We start from the raw sequence: 15,974 nt of genomic DNA on the forward strand, positions 1-15,974 counted from the left end.
CTTGCCTTGATGGGGTTAGTATGGCAAAAGAAAGCAAAAATATAGGCCCCGGACAAAAAATCCGGGACCAACATAAAAAAGACCCCATGGGAATCGTTCATTCCCACGGAGTCTGCCTCTTTGGATTTAATGGGCCGCCTTGGTATTCTCCTCGGCAGGGCGGAAGGTCATGGTGAAGGTGCTCCCCTTGCCGGGGGCGCTCACCAGGGAGATGGTGCCGCCGTAGAGGAGGACGATGTGCTTGACGATGGCCAGACCCAGACCGGTGCCGCCGTTCTTGCGGGTACGGCCCTTGTCCACCCGATAGAACCGCTCAAAGACCCGCTCCTGGCTCTCCTTGGGGATGCCGATGCCGGTGTCCTTGACCACAATGTCCACCTTGTCCGCCTCCCGCTTCACGGTGACGTCCACCTGACCGCCGGGCTCGTTGTACTTGATGCCGTTCTCCATCAGGTTGGTGAGGAGCTCCCGGAGCCGGCTGGGGGCCATGGCCACCTGGGCGTCGTCGCCGGAGATGTTCACGGTGACCTTGCCGTCCTGAGCCGCCTGCTCCAGGGCGGTCCTGCACTCCTCCGCGACGGCCAGCACGTCGGCCCGGTCATCGGGCTGGGGCATGACCACCGACTCCAGCTCGGAGATCTTGAGCACGTCGTTGATAAGCTCGATGAGCCGGTCCACCTCTACGCCAATCATGGAGATGAAGCGCTTCTGGTCCTCCGGGTCCTTCACCATGCCGGAGTTCATCATGTCGGTGAAGCCCTTGATGCTGGTAAGGGGGGTCTTGAGCTCATGGGAGACGTTGGCGGCAAATTCACTGCGGACGGTCTGGAGCTTCTCACCCTCCTGCTCCAGGGCCTCCTCCTTCTCCTCCAGGGGCTGGGCCGTCTTTTGGGCCAGCTTTCGGGCCAGGAGCAGGATGAGGACCAGGGCCACCGCAGCGGCCACCAGGAAGCCCACCAGGCCCTGGAAGAAGAGGGCGTTGATGGAGGAGATGGGCATGGAGATGCGGCCGATGTTGCCGTCGGTGAACTGCTTGGCCTCGTAGAGCAGGGTCTCGCCGGTGGTCTCGCTCTTCCGCTCGGCCTCGCCCCAGCCGGTCTCCAGGGCGGAGATGATCTCGGGCCGGTCGGCGTGGTTTTCGGTGACCTCACCGTAGGTGTCGGAGAGGACGGTGCCGTCGGGGGCGATGATGGTGAGACGCTTGTCGGGAGCGGCCTCCTGGAGCTGCGCGGCCCACTCCTCAGGCGCGGTATAGTAGCTCTGGGCATCCATCAGGTCCAGCAGCTCCACCAGGGTCTGCCGGGCCGCAGAGATCTCCCGGTCCCGGTAGGCCCACACTCCAAAGAGGCTGGAGAGGGCGATGCCCAGGGCCGCAATGAGGAAAAAATAAGTAGTCAGACGTTTTTTCATGAAAACCTTCCTCCAAAATCGAGGGGCGGGTCAGACCATTTTGTAGCCTACGCCCCGCACCGTCTGGATATAGCCCTCCCCCAGCTTCTGGCGGAGGGTCTTTACATGCATGTCCACTGTGCGGGTCTCGCCGGCAAAGTCGTAGTCCCACACCGCCTGGAGGATGTCGTCTCGTGTGAGCACCATGCCCCGGTGGGCGCACAGCAGCCGTAGCAGCTCAAATTCCTTATAGGTGAGCTCCACCAGCTGTCCGTTCTTCCGCACCTCTCTGGCGGCCGGATCAATCTCCAGGTCGCCGCAGGTGAGCACGCTCTCCGCTTTGGGGCGGCCGGCCCTGCGCAGCAGGGCCTTCACCCTGGCCTGGAGCTCCATGATGCCGAAGGGCTTGACCACATAGTCGTCCGCCCCCGTCTCCAGACCCTTTACCTTGTCCATCTCGGAGGTGCGGGCGGTGAGCATGAGCACCGGCGTATCCTCCAGCCGGGCGTCGGTGCGGACACGCCGGAGGATCTCCAGCCCGTCCATACCCGGCAACATGACGTCCAGAATGAAGAGAGAGGGCTTGTAGTCCCCGCCCTTTTCAAAGTACTCCTCTCCGGACTCGAAGCAGGCCACCTCGTAGCCCACGGAATGGAAATAATAGCGCAGCATCTCGCGGATGTTCTCATCGTCTTCGATGATCACGATGGTCTCCGCCATGGGGACACCCTCCTGTCGTACTGATGGTGCGGCCTCTCGCCGCCCGGGCCCTCATTGTCCAGTCTCAGCATACCACCTGAGCACCGGTCTTGCAAGCCCATCCGGTCGGCCTTACAGCTCGCCGGTGACACAGAAGATGGCCCACTGGGCGATGTTGACCGCGTGGTCGGCCACGCGCTCCAGGTACTTGGCGATGATGATGAAGTCAATGGAGCTGTCGGCCTCGTCCTTGTTCTCGGCCACCTCCTCGATGAGCTCGCTCTTGATCTGCTGGAAGAGCTCATCCACCTCGTCGTCCAGATTGATGACGGCATGGGCAGTCTCCACGTCCCGGCCGGTATAGGCGCCAATGGCCTGCCGGAGCATGAGCCCCGCCTTGCAGGACATGACGCCGATGTCCTGGGGCACCTTTACGTTGCCCTGCTTGGAGAGGAGGATGGAGATCTCGGCGATGTTGGCGCACTGGTCGCCGATGCGCTGGAGGTCGGTGACCATCTTCATGGCCGCCGAGATGGCCCGCAGGTCCCGGGCCACCGGCTGCTGCCGCAGCAGGAGCTGGAGGCAGCGGTTCTCGATGTCCCGCTCCATCTGGTCCATGGAGGAGGTCATGTCGATGGCCGCCTTGGCGGTGGACTCGTCATCACTGGAGAGGCTCTCGGTGACCACGTCGATGGCGTCCTGGGCCACCCGGGCCATGACGGTGAGGGATTCATTGAGCTCCAGGAGCTCCGCGTCAAAGGTCTTTCTCATATCAGCCAAACCTCCCGGTGATGTAGTCTTCGGTGCGCTGGTCCTTGGGTACGGAGAACATCTGCTCGGTGTCGCCGTACTCGATGAGCTCACCCATCAGGAAGAAGGCACACTCATCCGAGATACGGGTGGCCTGCTGCATGTTGTGGGTGACGATGACAATGGTGTAGTCGTTCTTCAGATCGGCAATGAGGTCCTCGATCTTGGAGGTGGAAATGGGGTCCAGGGCGGAGGTGGCCTCGTCCATGAGGAGGACGTCGGGCTCCACGGCCAGGGCCCGGGCGATGCAGATGCGCTGCTGCTGGCCGCCGGAGAGGCCCAGGGCCGACTTCTTGAGCCGGTCCTTCACCTCGTCCCAGATGGCGGCGCCCCGGAGGGACTTTTCCACGATCTCGTCCAGCTTGGCCTTGCTGCGGATGCCGTGGGTGCGGGGACCGTAGGCGATGTTGTCGTAGATGGACATGGGGAAGGGGTTGGGCTTCTGAAAGACCATGCCGATCTGCTTGCGCAGCCAGGTCACGTCCACGTCGGAGGAGTAGATTTCCCGGCCGCGGTAGCGGACGCTGCCCTGGATGGTGACCCCGGGGACCAGGTCGTTCATGCGGTCCAGGGTCTTGAGGAAGGTGGATTTGCCGCAGCCCGAAGGGCCGATGAGGGCGGTCACCCGCCGCTCGGGGATCTCGATGTTCACATGCTTGAGGGCCTGGGTCTGGCCATAGAAGAGGTCCAGGTCCTTGGCGGTCAGGATGGGTTCCATATCGTTTCTCCTATCCCCGCTCCTTCTTGAGCTTCCGGCCCAAGAGGTTGGCGGTCAGGTTGATGATGAGGGTGAGGATCATGAGGATGGCGGCGATGGCAAAGGCCACGTCGAACTCGGCCCGCTCCTTGGCGTAGACATAGAGGGCCACGGTGAGGCTGGCGCCGGAGGAGTGGAGGAAGTTGTCCATGGAGGAGAAGAAATTGTTGAGGCTCATGCCCATGCCGGCGGTGAAGAGGAGGGCGGCCGACTCGCCCACAATGCGGCCGATGGAGAGGATGCACCCGGTGACGATGCCGTCGATGGAGGAGGGCAGCACCACGGTGCGGATCATGTGCCACTTGCCGGCGCCCAGGCCCAGGGCGCCCTCCCGGTAGGACTGGGGCACCGTCTTGAGGGCCTCCTGGGTGGTGCGGACGATGGTGGGCAGGGTCATGATGACCAGGGTGAGGGAGCCCGCCAGTAGCGAGGCCTTCAGGCCCAGGAACTGACAGAAGAAGAGCATGCCCACCAGGCCGAAGATGATGGAGGGGATGCCGGTGAGGGTCTCGGTGGCAAACTCGATGGCGGCCACCAGCCGGCGGTTGCGGGCGTACTCGGTGAGGTAGACGGCGGCGCCCACGCCCAGGGGCAGGATGAAGATCAGGGTCACCACCACGATATACACCGTGTTGAGGATGTTGGGCAGGATGCCGATGGTGTCCTTGATATAGCTGGGCTCACTGGTGAGGAAGGACCAGGTGATATGGGGCAGGCCCTTGACGAAGATATAGCCGATGACGAAGAGCAGCAGGGCACAGGTGAGCACCGCGCAGAAGTAGAGCAGGAAGCGCAGCACCAGATCATAGAGCTTTCTCCTGCCGGAAAGCGGCTTCATTTCAGTCACAGAATATCACCCCTTCTTCCGTTTGAGCAGAGAGTTGAGGACCACGTTGATGAGCATGATGAAGAGGAAGAGCACCAGGGCGATGGAGAAGAGGGCCTGGCGCTGGAGGCCGGAGGCGTAGCTCATCTCGCTGGCCACGGCGGTGGTGAGGAAACGGACGGAGGAGAAGAGCGTGGGCATGTTGGCCACGTTGCCGGCCACCATGATGACGGCCATGGCCTCGCCGATGGCCCGGCCAATGCCCAGCACGATGGAGGCGGCGATGCCGCTGGAGGCCGCCGGGACGCTGACCCGGAAGATGGTCTCGATGTGGGTGGCGCCCAGGGCCAGGGAGGCCTCCTCATACTCCTTGGGCACCGCCTTGAGGGCGGTCTCAGAGACGGAGATGATGGAGGGCAGGATCATGATGGCCAGGACGATGATGGCGCAGAAGAGGCTGGCGCCATCGGGCAGGTTGAAGAGCTCACGGACGGCGGGCACCAGCACCATCATGCCGATGAGGCCGTAGACCACAGAGGGGATGCCGGCCAACAGATCCACCGCGGTGCGGACGGCAGTGGCCAGCTTCTGGGGTGCCACCTTGGCCAGAAAGACCGCCGTCATAAAGCCCACCGGCACGCCCAGTATGATGGCACCGGCGGTACCATAGATGGAGGTGAGAATGAAGGGCAGGATGCCAAAAGAAGGCTCTGATGCCGTGGAGGCCCACTCAGTTCCAAACAGGAAGTCCACCAGTCCGATTTCCTTGATGGCGGGCAGGCCTGAAATGATGAGGTAGATACTGATAAAGAGGACGAACACGATGGCAATGAAGCCGCAGATGAAAAACACCGCGTTCATAAAGGTCTCCATGGGTCGGAGCTTTTGTTTCATGTCTATGACCGGCCTTTCGTAAATTAGGGCTTATCAAACCGAGTGCCCCCTCGGCTCCGAGGGGGCACTGGCGGCTCGTTGTGAGAGAGGTTCCGCTTAGGCCACAGGCACGGCGCCGGCGCCGGCGATCAGGTCGGAAGCCTCAGTGGAGGTGGCCCAGTCAACGAAGGCCTGGGCGGCATCGGAGAGCTCGGTGCTGTCGCTGAGGATGAAGTTGAAGTTACGCTGGATGGCGTAGGTGCCGTCCAGGACGGTCTCCTCGGAGGGAGCCACACCGCCCACGGTGAGGGCCTTCACGGTGTCGTCCACGGCGGACAGGGAGGCGTAGCCGATGGCGTTGGGGTTGGAGGCCACGTTGGCGATGACCTCACCGGTGGAGGTCAGCTCGTTCTGGTAGACGCAGGCGTCCCCGGTGCCGGTGATGGACTCGAAGCCGTCACGGGTGCCGGAGCCGGCCTCACGGCCGATGGGCACGATCTGGCCGTCGTTGCCACCCAGGTCGGACCAGTTGGTGATCTCGCCGGTGAAGATCTGGGCGATCTGCTCGATGCTCAGGTCGGCCACGGGGTTCTCAGGGTTGACGATGATGGCGATGCCGTCCTTGGCCACGGTGATCTGCTTCACGCCGGTCTCGTCGTCCTTCAGGTCACGGCTGGCCAGACCGATGTCGGCGGTGCCGTCCTGGGCGGAGGTGATGCCGGCGCCGGAGCCGGAGCCGGTGTACTGGACCTGCACGTCGGGCTGGACCTCCTTGAAGGCCTCGATCAGGGAGCCCATGATGCTCTCCATGGAGGTGGAACCGTTGGTCACCACGGTGCCGGAGAGCTTGGTCTCCTCAGCGGTCTGAGACTCGGTGGCGGGGGTGGTGGTCTCGGGGTCGGGGGTGCTGGAGGAACCGCCGGAGCAGCCGGCAAACAGGCTCACGCAGAGGGCCGCGGAGAGCAGCATAGCAAGTGTCTTCTTCATGATGATCTCATTCTCCAATCCATTTGGTATTCAGGGTTGATTTCTTAGTTTCCCTTGGAACGGCTATCAGTATACCGGCCTTTTGTAAAGTCCTCCTCCCCGGATGTGTAAAGTCTTTGTAAGCCCGTTTTCTGCCCCGTTTTTTTGTAAAATCCTTGCGCCGCTCCCGATTTTACAATTCTCCTTTCGTCTATTTTGCCCCATTTTTCTCCCGCCTATTGGTCACGGGACGGTTTATTGTTCCTTTTTTCCACTTTACATTTCTCCCACAGCCGCAAAAAGCAGTGTGCGCCGGACCCCTCTTGCCGGGTCCGGCGCACACAGACTTTACATTCGGTTTTGTATGGTTCCCGCCCGACTTTACAGACCCAGGAAGGCCCGCAGATCGTTGAGATCGGGGGCGATGTGGACGTGGGGCAGGTCCTGAAAGTCCTCCGCCGGGGTGGTGCCGTTGAGGACGGCACAGAAGTCGGTCCCCGCCGCCGCCGCGGTCTTGGCGTCGATGACAGTGTCACCACAGTAGAGGACATCCCCGGGCGCCACGCCCAGCTTCCTCAAAACGGTGTTGAGTCCCTCCGGGTCGGGCTTGTTCCGGCTGACCAGGTCGCCCCCCACAATGAAGGCGAACTTCTCCGCCAGGCCGTGGCCGGCGAAGATATCCCGCAGCGTGCCGGTGTGCTTGGTGCTCACCACGGCGGTGGGGACGCCCGCCTTTTCCAGCGCCAGCAGCAGCTCCTTGGCGCCGTCGCACAGGGGGGTGCCCGCCGCCTGCATGGGCCGGGCCACCTTGGAGAACTCCGCCCGGAAGGTGGTCCTTCCCTCCTGGCTGTCATCCCCGGTGAGGAGGGTGTAGGCGTCCTCCAGCACCATGCCCACGGTGTGCCGGACGGTCTCCCGGTCGGGGACCGGGTGCCCCATGGCGGTCATGCCTGCCTGAAAGCCGGCATAGATGGCGTCAGTGGCGTCTCCCAGGGTATAGTCAAAGTCAAAGATCACTGCCTTGTAATCCATGTATCAAAACGCTCCTTGTGTATATGTTCTCCCGTCACTCGTACTGCTTCCGGCCGGTGGTGCTGGGGATGCCCAGCTCGTCCCGGTACTTGGCCACGGTGCGGCGGGAGAGCTCGCAGCCCTCCCGGCTCATGAGCTCGCAGAGCTTCTGGTCGGAGAGGGGCTTTTTCTTGTCCTCCCCGGCGATGAGTTTTTTGAGGAGGGCCTTGGCGGCGTCGGGCGAGGAGGCGTCGGCGCTCCCCCCCAGGCTCCGGGAGAAAAAGTAGCTCAACGGGTAGACCCCGCTGGCGCACTGGATGTACTTGTCCTTCACCGTCCGGGAGACAGTGGACTCGTGGACCCCCACCCGCTGGGCAATGTCGGCCAGGGACATGGGCTTGAGGTGGCCGGGCCCGTGGCGGAAGAAGTCCTCCTGGAGTTCCAGGATGTGCTCGGCGCACTGGAGAAGGGTGGACCGGCGCTGCTCGATGGAGCGCACCACCCACTTTGCCTGCCGTACCTTCCCCATCAGGTAGTCCTTCACCTCGCTGTCCTCGCTGTCCTTGAGCATGCGGCAGTAGTAGCTGCTCACGTTCAGGGACGGGAAGAAATAGTCGTTGGTGAGGATCTCGAAGTGGTCGGGGAAATTGACCACGAAAATGTCCGGGTTGATATAGGTGAGGTTCTCCCGGGCGGCAAAGCCGCTGCCGGGCCGGGGATTGAGGCTCCGGATGACCTCACAGGCGGCGTGGACCTCCTCCTGGGTCACGCCCAAGGCCTTGGCGATGAGGCCGTACCGGTTTTTGCTCAGGGCCTCCAGGTGGTCCTTGGCGATCTGGATGGCCAGCGCGCTGTCCTCGTGCCGCCGCTGGAGCTGAAGCACCAGGCATTCGGAGAGGTTCCGGGCGCCCACGCCGGCGGGCTCCAGGCTCTGGACCACCGCCAGGGCCTTTTCCACCACCTCCATGGGCTGCTCCATCTGCGTGGCCAGATCCTCCAAAGGCTCGTCCAGCCAGCCGTTCTGATTGAGGGACTCCACCAGGAAGCGCCCTGCCGCGAGCACTTCCGGGGGGAGCTCCATGACCTGGAGCTGGGAGAGCACATATAAATAAAGGTTTTCCTCCGTCTCGTCGGCGTTGCCGTAGTTGGAGATGGGGTCCTTCCCATCATCCTCCGAGTCCTGCTGATGATAGACCCGGTTCTGCGTGTCGGTGGACTCCAGCCACTCCAGCTTCCGCTGGAGCACCGAGGCCTCATCCTGACTGCCGTACTTCTCCTCCATCTCCAGCACCGGGTTTTCCTGGACCTGGTTTTCAATGTACTCCAGAAGTTCCTGGGAGCCCATCTGCAGAATCTCCATCGACTGCATCATCTGTGGTGACAGCGTCTGGGTCTGCTTCATTGACATATTCAGTTCCACACTTCCGCCCCCTATCGCATACCAACATACATACTTTATCAGTATAGCAAATTCGAGCGGAAAAGACAATCTCAGCCCTCGTAGAAAAGGGTAGAAATGCTGTTCCATTTCCTGCTTATCCATGTGCCCGGAGACCGCTCCGGGCGCCAGTCCTTACCTTATGTGCTCCGATTTCGGGTACGCCTCAGGACCTGCCTCTTCCTCCAGCAGCCGGTCCGCGCCATAGCGCAGACACCGCCGGAGCCGGGCCTCCCCGCGCTTGATGGTGCGGGAGACCGTGGACTTATTCACCCCCATACGCTCGCCGATCTGACGCATATTCAAACCCTGCCCGTAGTAGAGCAGCAGGAACTGCCGCTGGCGGTCGGTGACGTCCTGCCGCAGCGCCTTGGCCAGATTTTCCTTGAGCTTGTCCAGCTCCTGGGCGTTGTCGGCGGCCATCTCTCTGGTGTAGACCGCCATGTCGGCGGCGTAACTCAGGCCCCGTTTATAACGTGTATTTGCCATTGCGGCGATACCCCCTGTCATAGTAGCGTTCGCACAGGACGGCCAGGTCCCTGGCCTCCCGCCACATGACCGTGAGCATGCGGATTCTGCCCTCCATGGTGCTCCTCTGGTCAGGGTCCAGCTCCGGCAGCTGCGCCTGGAGTTCCCTCAGGCGCTGCTGTATGACCGCTGCCTGGGCCCGATATTCGACGGAAATTTCAATCAGTGTCATCGTTTGCTCTCTCGTCCTCCAACCCTTGTTGTTCCGCGGCGCAGGCCGGACACAGGCGGCCGCCGTTCTTCCAGAGAACGGGGTCATACCGGTACAGCTCCCCGCCGCAGCGCCTGCAGTAGGCCGCCGGCCTGGCGCGCTGGACGTCCCGCAGGGGGTACGCCCGGGTCCTCCCTCTCCCTGTCATGCTCCTCCTCAAAAAAAGTTGCACGTTTTTTGCTTTTACCTGTTGACAATCCGCCTCCTTTCTGTTAGAATAAACGTCGCTGCGGACGAGCACACAACCCATTTGCTGGTGTAGCTCAGCTGGTAGAGCAGCTGATTTGTAATCAGCAGGTCGGGGGTTCGAATCCGTCCACCAGCTCCACAATTTCATATGGAGGAGTTCCCGAGTGGCCAAAGGGGGCAGACTGTAAATCTGTTGTCGTCGACTTCGGTGGTTCGAATCCACCCTCCTCCACCACGTGGTCGCAAAGTACGCTTTGCGACCACGCTTTTTTATGCTTTGCATGAAAAAGCGCCATCCGCCCGCTTCCTTGCTCCTCCTCTCCAAACCGCAACCGCTACGCTGGGTTGCGGTTTGGTGGCCGCCCTGCGGGCGGCTTTCCATTTCCGGTGACCCCGTCAGGGGTTGCCGTTTTTCTTTTGCGAGGGTGGATTCGAAAGCCGGCTCTTGGCGGTGCGCCGGTGGCGCGCCGCAACCGGCGTGGCTTTTCCGCAGAAAAGCGAATCCACCCTCCTCCACCACGTGGTCGCAAAGTTCGCTTTGCGACCACGCTTTTTTATGCTTTGCATGAAAAAGCGTCATCCGCCCGCTTCCTTGCTCCTCCTCTCCAAACCGCAACCGCTTGCGCTGGGTTGCGGTTTGGTGGCCGCCCTGCGGGCGGCTTTCCATTTCCGGTGACCCCGTCAGGGGTTGCCGTTTTTCTTTTACAAACAACACTCACCTCTTTTTGTAGAACATATGTTCTATATCTTGCATGTATCATAGCACCATTTTGATGCCAACGTCAATGCAACTTTCCGGTTTTTCCTCATTCTCTCCTTGGAAAAGTACACAAAAAAGGACCGCTGTTCTCTCGAACAGCGGTCCTTTTTCATTTCGATTCGTCCTCAGACCTCCATGATGACGGGCAGGATCATGGGGTTACGCTTGGTCTTTTTATAGAGGAAGCCGGAGAGATCGCTCTTGATCTCGCCCTTGATGGCGGACCAGTCGGTGGTGTGGGTGCGCTCGCAGCGCTCCAGGGCCTCCACGGCCACCCGACGCAGCTCCTCCATGAGCCCCTCGGACTCCTTGACGTAGACGAAGCCCCGGGTGATGATGTCGGGACCGGAGACCACGGCGCCGTTCTCGCCGGACATGGAGGTAACCACCACGATCATGCCGTCCTCTGCCAGGTGCTTCCGGTCACGGAGGACCACGCTGCCCACGTCGCCCACGCCGTAGCCGTCCACAAAGACCTTGCCGGCAGGGACGGTTCCGTTGAGCTTGATGGAATTCTGAGTGACTTCAATGACCTTGCCGATGTCGCTGATGATGATGCGGCGGGGGTCCATGCCCATCTCCTGGGCCAGCTTGGCGTGGATCTTCAGGTGACGCTGCTCACCGTGGACAGGGATGAAGAACTTGGGCTTGACCAGGGCATGGATGATCTTCAGCTCGTCGGCGCAGGCGTGGCCGGAGACATGGAGCTCACCGGCCCGCTCGTTGACCACCTCGGCCCCCTTGCGGTAGAGCTCGTTGATGACGTTTCCGATGGAGTTCTCGTTGCCGGGGATGGCGGAGGCGGAGAGAATGACCCGGTCGCCGGCCTGGATGTCCACCTGCTTGTGGGTGGAGAAGGCCATCCGGGTGAGGGCGGACATGGTCTCGCCCTGGCTGCCGGTGGTGATGATGCACACCTTGTTCTTGGGCAGGCCCTTGATGTGGTTGACGTCCACCAGGGTGCCCTCGGGGATGTTCATATAGCCCAGCTCGGTGGAGACCCGCAGAGCGTTCTCCATGCTCCGGCCGGTGACGGCCACCTTCCGGCCGTACTTGGCGGCCACCGAGATGACCTGCTGGATGCGGTCCACGTTGGAGGCGAAGGTGGTGACGATGATGCGCTGGTCACAGCCCCGGAAGAGGGCGTCAAAGGAGGCGCCCACACAGCGCTCGCTCTTGGTGTAGCCGGGCCGCTCCACATTGGTGGAGTCGCACAGCAGGGCCAGGACACCCTTCTTGCCCAGCTCGCCCAGCCGGGCCAGGTCGATCATGCCGCCCTGGATGGGTGTAGAGTCGATCTTGAAGTCACCGGTGTGGACCACGGTGCCGATGGGGGTCTTGATGGCAAAGGCCACGGCGTCAGCGATGGAGTGGTTGACGTGGATGAACTCCACCGAGAACTTGCCCGCCTTGACCACCTCTCCGGCCTCACAGGTGATGAGCTTGGTCTTGTCCAGGAGCCGGTGCTCCTCCAGCTTCAGCTTCACCAGACCGGCGGTCATGCGGGTGGCGTAGATGGGGGCGTTGACGCTGCGCAGCAGATAGGGGATGGAACCGATGTGGTCCTCATGGCCGTGGGTGAGGAAGATACCCCGGATCTTGTCCTGGTTCTTGATGAGATAGGTGAAGTCGGGGATGACCACGTCAATGCCGTACATATCGTCGTCGGGGAAGCCCATGCCCACGTCCACCACGATGATGTCGCCGCCGTACTCATATACCGTCAGGTTCTTGCCGATCTCGTTGAGACCGCCCAGAGAAATGATCTTCAGTTTTTCTGCCATAAAAGTATGCTTACACTCCTTTTTTCAGTCGATGGATGGAAGGGATGCAGGCATCGGGGCGCAGCAAAACAAAGCCAGAGATCCGCTCCGCGCTTTCCGGCCCTGCCTCGCCGGAAAAAGGGAGCGCTCCCCCGCTGGAAGCCGCGACGCCCTATCCTGTTTTTGCCTTATATATCAGTGCCGGAGCACATAAAGCCATAAAAAGGCGGTCCGTCCCCGCCCTTGAAACGGCGGGGGAAAATGACCCATTACGCGTAGTATACCACATCCAACAGGGAAAGTATACAAGAAATTTGTCCGCTTCCCGCATCGCGAAGGATTGCGCTTCCAGTGGAGATATGCTATACTGGCCGTGCTGAACTGAATATGCTGCGTCTGGTGGAGCATGCGCTCTGAAAAGGGAAGCGGGGTGAGAGTCCCCCACAGCTACCACTACTGTGTAAGGCGACAACTGGCCATATGCCACTGTGCAAACGGGAAGGCGGCCACGCGGATGAACCGAAAGTCAGGAGACCTGCCAGACTGCAATACGGGGGAGATTTTCCGGGTTAGGGGAAATTGCCTTACTTTCAGGATCTTGCTCTGTATGCAATTCAGGGCAGGATTTTTTTGTTTCCCATCCGGGAAGAGAAAGGAAGGCATCCCATGAAAAACCTGTGGAAACGCACCGCCTGCGGCCTGCTGGCCGCCCTGATGCTGCTGGGCGCCGGCTGCTCCGGCCAGCCCGCAGCATCTCCCGCCCCAGCTGAGACCACACCTGTCCCCTCCGAGACGGCGGAACAGGCCAAGACCACCACCTTTGTGGACGACCTGGGCCGTGAGCTGGATCTGGAGCTGCCCATCACCCGGGCCTGCGTGGCCAACCGCTACAACAACGAGCTCATCCGGGCCGTGGGCGCCGGAGACTGCGTGGTGGGCGTGGACATCTACACCTCTCAGGACAGTGTATACTGGCCCCAGTTCGGCGAGGACGAGACCTTCGGCAAGGACGAGTACGACTATGAGAAGATCGTCTCCCTGGACCCCCAGGTCCTGATCGTGCCCAAAAACGGCAAGGTGGAGGAGTCCATCGAGGCCCTGGAGCCCTTCGGCATCCAGGTGGTGGTCATCACCGGCTGGGACAACTCCGACGTGCCCAAGCAGATCCGCCTGTGCGGCACTCTCTTCGGCAAGGAGGAGCAGGCCGAAGAGCTGGTGGACTTCTATCAGGGGCCGGTGGACTACATCAACCAGCAGCTCCAGCAGGTCACCGAGCGCAAGACGGTCTACTGGGAGTACGGCGGCGACTACACCACCTGCATCCCCGGAACCTCCAATGACGGCTGGCACAACATGATCCTCATGGCCGGTGGTGAGAACATCTTCGGGGACGCCTCCCTGGCCGGCAAGGACATCGACCCGGAGCAGATCCTCCTGGCCGATCCCGACCTCATCGTGAAGATCTACGCCGGCGAGGTGGTGGGCAACAGCGGCGTCTTTACCGCCCCGCCCCAGGAGGAGTTCGCCGCCAAGGCCGAGGAGATGCTCAAGCGAGAGGGCTGGAGCGACCTGACCGCAGTAAAGGAGGGCAATTTCTACCTCAACACCGCCTTTATGAGCGGCGGCCTGGGCAAGATGATCGGCGCGGCCTACATGGCCAAGTGGCTCTATCCCGACCTGATGACCGAGCTGGACCCGGACGCCATCTTCACCCAGTGGATGGCCTACCAGGGCTTTACCCCCAACGCCTCCCACTATTACCATGTGCCCGCCCAGGATGCGGCTGCCTGAGCCGCAGGAGCGGACCGCCGCCCTCAGCGGCCGCTACCTGGCCCTGCGGGCACGGAAACGGCTTTGGCTGTGCCTGGCGGTCCTGCTGCTCCTGGCCGCCGCCCTGGCTGCCTGCTGCATGGGGGTGGCCGACCTGACCCCCAGCCGGCTGCTCTCCACCTGGCTGCCGCCCCTGCGCCCCCTTCTGGGGAGCGCCCCCCTCACGGAGACGGAACAAAACGTCCTGCTGATGCTGCGGCTGCCACGGGTGGCCATAGCAGTGGTGGCCGGGGCCGGATTGGGCTGCACCGGTACCGTGATGCAGGCCATCACGGGAAATGCCATGGCCAGCCCCTGAACCGCCCCAANGCCTTTTGTCTATTGTCCGGTTTTACTGGAGCTGTTCACCCCTTCACCACCGGCCTCTCCAACGCCGCCGCCCTGGGTGCGGCTCTGGTGGTCCTCTTCGGAGGCTTCCCGGTCTATCTCCAGGAGAGTGCCATGGTCCTGGCAGCCTTTTTTATGACCATGCTGTGCGCCGCGCTGGTCTACGGCATCTCCTCTCTGCGGGGCCTCGGGCCGGAGACCCTGGTCCTCACCGGCATCGCCCTCAACTACCTTTTCAGTGCCGTCAACTCCAGCATGCAGTACATCGCCAATGAGCAACAGCTCCCCGCCATCATCCACTGGACCTTCGGCAGTCTTACCGGAGGAAGCTGGCGGGACATCGCCATCATGGCCCTCTTCCTGGCAGTGGTCTACCCTCTCTTCGCCTCTCGGGCCTGGGCCATGAACCTCATGTCTGCCAACGGCGATGAGAGTGCCGCCGCCCTGGGTGTCCATGTGCGCAATACCCGCCTGGTCTTGGGCGTAGGCGTGGCCTTTCTCACCGCCTCCGTGGTCAGCTTCACCGGCATCATCGGCTTTGTGGGGCTGGTGGCCCCCCATATTGCCCGCTTCCTCATGGGGGGAGACCACCGGTATCTCCTCCCCTTCTCCGCCCTGTGCGGGTCCATTCTGGTGCTCGTTGCCGACACCGTGGGGCGGGTGGCCTTCTCCCCCACCACCCTGCCGGTGGGCATCGTGGTCTCCTACGTGGGGGTCCCCCTCTTCCTGTACCTCATTCTGAGAGAGAGGTGGGGCAGAGCATGAGCGCTTTGGAACTCTCCGGGCTCTCCTTTTCTTACCGGCAGCACCCTGTGTTCCACAGCATCTGTCTTTCTGTGGAGGAGGGTCGCTTCTGCGCTCTGCTGGGGTCAAACGGCGCCGGAAAGACCACCCTGCTCAAATGTGTCAACCACCTGCTCCGGCCAAGTGAAGGCCGGGTACTGTGGCGCGGGGTGGAGACCGGCCGTCTCACCATGCGGGAGCGGGCCCGGATCTACGGCTACGTCCCCCAGAACACCCAGGCCAGAGCGGGACTCAATGTCTTTGAGACCGTTCTCTCCGGCCGCCTCCCCCACATGGGTCACCGGGCCTCCCCCGCCGACGTGAACGAGGTCTCCTCCCTGCTGGAGGAGCTGGGTCTGGCAGAGCTGGCCTTCCGCCCGCTCCACCAGCTCAGCGGCGGGGAACGGCAGCGGGTGCTCATCGCCCGGGCCCTGGCCCAGGCCCCGGAGGTACTGCTGCTGGACGAGCCCATCAGCAGTCTGGATCTCCGGTATCAGTACGAGATCATGGACCTGCTGCGCCGGGTCTCACGGGATCGGGGACTCACCGTGGTGGCCGTCCTCCATGACCTGAACATGGCGGTAGAGTACGCCGACGAGCTGGCCCTTCTGAAAGCCGGACAGCTGTACGCCAAAGGGACGCCCCGACAAGTACTGACGGAACAGGCCGTGGAGGATGTATTCGGCATCCGCATGGAGCTGATGACCATAAAGGGCCGTTCTGTCCTGCTGCCGGTCCGTGACGCCGTGGCACCCTCTTCCCCGTGATCTTCTCCTTTTCAAGGGGCACTCCTTATGCTACAATGGAAAGACCA

17 protein-coding genes, 2 tRNA genes and 1 riboswitch are annotated in these 15,974 nt (G+C 62.0%); of the genes, 6 read left to right on the top strand and 13 right to left on the bottom strand.

Annotation, left to right across the window (positions count from 1 at the left end; genetic code table 11):
• Positions 1-126: 126 nt before the first annotated feature.
• The 12 genes from E0E29_RS18945 to E0E29_RS01170 all read right to left on the bottom strand — a co-directional run bounded on the left by E0E29_RS18945 (position 127) and on the right by E0E29_RS01170 (position 9,656).
• The gene (locus E0E29_RS18945; RefSeq protein WP_130848260.1) at positions 127-1,410 is read right to left on the bottom strand and encodes a sensor histidine kinase; all 1,284 of its coding nucleotides are present in this window, start codon (positions 1,408-1,410) and stop codon (positions 127-129) included.
• A 30-nt stretch (positions 1,411-1,440) separates the two neighbouring features.
• A complete protein-coding gene (locus tag E0E29_RS01120) occupies positions 1,441-2,109 on the bottom strand; it encodes a response regulator transcription factor (RefSeq protein ID WP_130848261.1) in 669 nt (222 codons plus the stop codon).
• 111 nt (positions 2,110-2,220) lie between these two features.
• Positions 2,221-2,859, bottom strand: coding sequence for a phosphate signaling complex protein PhoU (gene phoU / locus E0E29_RS01125; RefSeq protein ID WP_130848262.1), 639 nt, complete (start codon positions 2,857-2,859; stop codon positions 2,221-2,223).
• 1 nt (position 2,860) lies between these two features.
• On the bottom strand, positions 2,861-3,616 hold the full coding sequence (pstB, locus tag E0E29_RS01130; protein ID WP_130848263.1) for a phosphate ABC transporter ATP-binding protein PstB: 756 nt from the start codon (positions 3,614-3,616) through the stop codon (positions 2,861-2,863).
• A gap of 10 nt (positions 3,617-3,626) precedes the next feature.
• Positions 3,627-4,493 (bottom strand): phosphate ABC transporter permease PstA, encoded by an 867-nt coding sequence (pstA, locus tag E0E29_RS01135; protein ID WP_130849039.1) that lies wholly within the window; start codon positions 4,491-4,493, stop codon positions 3,627-3,629.
• 15 nt (positions 4,494-4,508) lie between these two features.
• Positions 4,509-5,375 (bottom strand): phosphate ABC transporter permease subunit PstC, encoded by an 867-nt coding sequence (pstC, locus tag E0E29_RS01140; RefSeq protein WP_130848264.1) that lies wholly within the window; start codon positions 5,373-5,375, stop codon positions 4,509-4,511.
• Positions 5,376-5,471: 96 nt separating this feature from the next.
• Positions 5,472-6,341, bottom strand: a complete 870-nt coding sequence (locus E0E29_RS01145) for a phosphate ABC transporter substrate-binding protein (RefSeq protein WP_130848265.1) — start codon at positions 6,339-6,341, stop codon at positions 5,472-5,474.
• Between the two features lie 360 nt (positions 6,342-6,701).
• Positions 6,702-7,352, bottom strand: coding sequence for an HAD family hydrolase (locus E0E29_RS01150; protein ID WP_130848266.1), 651 nt, complete (start codon positions 7,350-7,352; stop codon positions 6,702-6,704).
• A 34-nt stretch (positions 7,353-7,386) separates the two neighbouring features.
• The gene (gene rpoN, locus E0E29_RS01155) at positions 7,387-8,751 is read right to left on the bottom strand and encodes an RNA polymerase factor sigma-54 (protein WP_130848267.1); all 1,365 of its coding nucleotides are present in this window, start codon (positions 8,749-8,751) and stop codon (positions 7,387-7,389) included.
• Between the two features lie 153 nt (positions 8,752-8,904).
• Positions 8,905-9,258, bottom strand: coding sequence for a sigma-70 family RNA polymerase sigma factor (locus E0E29_RS01160; protein ID WP_130848268.1), 354 nt, complete (start codon positions 9,256-9,258; stop codon positions 8,905-8,907).
• Positions 9,239-9,469, bottom strand: coding sequence for a hypothetical protein (locus E0E29_RS01165; protein ID WP_130848269.1), 231 nt, complete (start codon positions 9,467-9,469; stop codon positions 9,239-9,241). Before E0E29_RS01165 ends, E0E29_RS01160 begins: the two co-directional genes overlap by 20 nt.
• Positions 9,456-9,656: a hypothetical protein gene (locus E0E29_RS01170; protein ID WP_130848270.1), complete on the bottom strand. Its 201-nt coding sequence runs from the start codon at positions 9,654-9,656 to the stop codon at positions 9,456-9,458. The genes E0E29_RS01165 and E0E29_RS01170 overlap by 14 nt, the downstream gene beginning before the upstream one ends.
• 104 nt (positions 9,657-9,760) lie before the next feature.
• On the opposite strand from E0E29_RS01170, the gene E0E29_RS01175 reads away from it, so the two are divergent.
• Both E0E29_RS01175 and E0E29_RS01180 read left to right on the top strand, forming a co-directional pair.
• Positions 9,761-9,836, top strand: a tRNA-Thr gene (locus E0E29_RS01175).
• A gap of 11 nt (positions 9,837-9,847) precedes the next feature.
• Positions 9,848-9,932, top strand: a tRNA-Tyr gene (locus tag E0E29_RS01180).
• 650 nt (positions 9,933-10,582) lie between these two features.
• Here the strand turns inward: E0E29_RS01180 and E0E29_RS01185 are convergent.
• Positions 10,583-12,241 carry a ribonuclease J gene (locus tag E0E29_RS01185; protein WP_130848271.1) on the bottom strand — a complete coding sequence of 553 codons (1,659 nt, stop codon included), beginning with the start codon at positions 12,239-12,241 and terminating at the stop codon, positions 10,583-10,585.
• 359 nt (positions 12,242-12,600) lie between these two features.
• A riboswitch (cobalamin riboswitch) is annotated at positions 12,601-12,778 on the top strand.
• Between the two features lie 108 nt (positions 12,779-12,886).
• Here E0E29_RS01185 and E0E29_RS01190 point away from each other — a divergent pair.
• The 4 genes from E0E29_RS01190 (at position 12,887) to E0E29_RS01200 (ending at position 15,927) form a co-directional block, all read left to right on the top strand.
• Positions 12,887-14,011 carry an ABC transporter substrate-binding protein gene (locus E0E29_RS01190; protein ID WP_242622328.1) on the top strand — a complete coding sequence of 375 codons (1,125 nt, stop codon included), beginning with the start codon at positions 12,887-12,889 and terminating at the stop codon, positions 14,009-14,011.
• The gene (locus E0E29_RS18950; protein ID WP_278045140.1) at positions 13,998-14,348 is read left to right on the top strand and encodes an iron chelate uptake ABC transporter family permease subunit; all 351 of its coding nucleotides are present in this window, start codon (positions 13,998-14,000) and stop codon (positions 14,346-14,348) included. Before E0E29_RS01190 ends, E0E29_RS18950 begins: the two co-directional genes overlap by 14 nt.
• A 23-nt stretch (positions 14,349-14,371) precedes the next feature.
• The gene (locus E0E29_RS01195) at positions 14,372-15,142 is read left to right on the top strand and encodes a FecCD family ABC transporter permease (protein WP_278045141.1); all 771 of its coding nucleotides are present in this window, start codon (positions 14,372-14,374) and stop codon (positions 15,140-15,142) included.
• Entirely contained in the window at positions 15,139-15,927 is a 789-nt protein-coding gene (locus E0E29_RS01200; RefSeq protein WP_130848272.1) for an ABC transporter ATP-binding protein, read from the top strand. Before E0E29_RS01195 ends, E0E29_RS01200 begins: the two co-directional genes overlap by 4 nt.
• Positions 15,928-15,974: the final 47 nt, after the last annotated feature.

The organism is Intestinimonas timonensis (genome assembly GCF_900626145.1).
GTDB lineage: Bacteria > Bacillota > Clostridia > Oscillospirales > Oscillospiraceae > Intestinimonas > Intestinimonas aquisgranensis.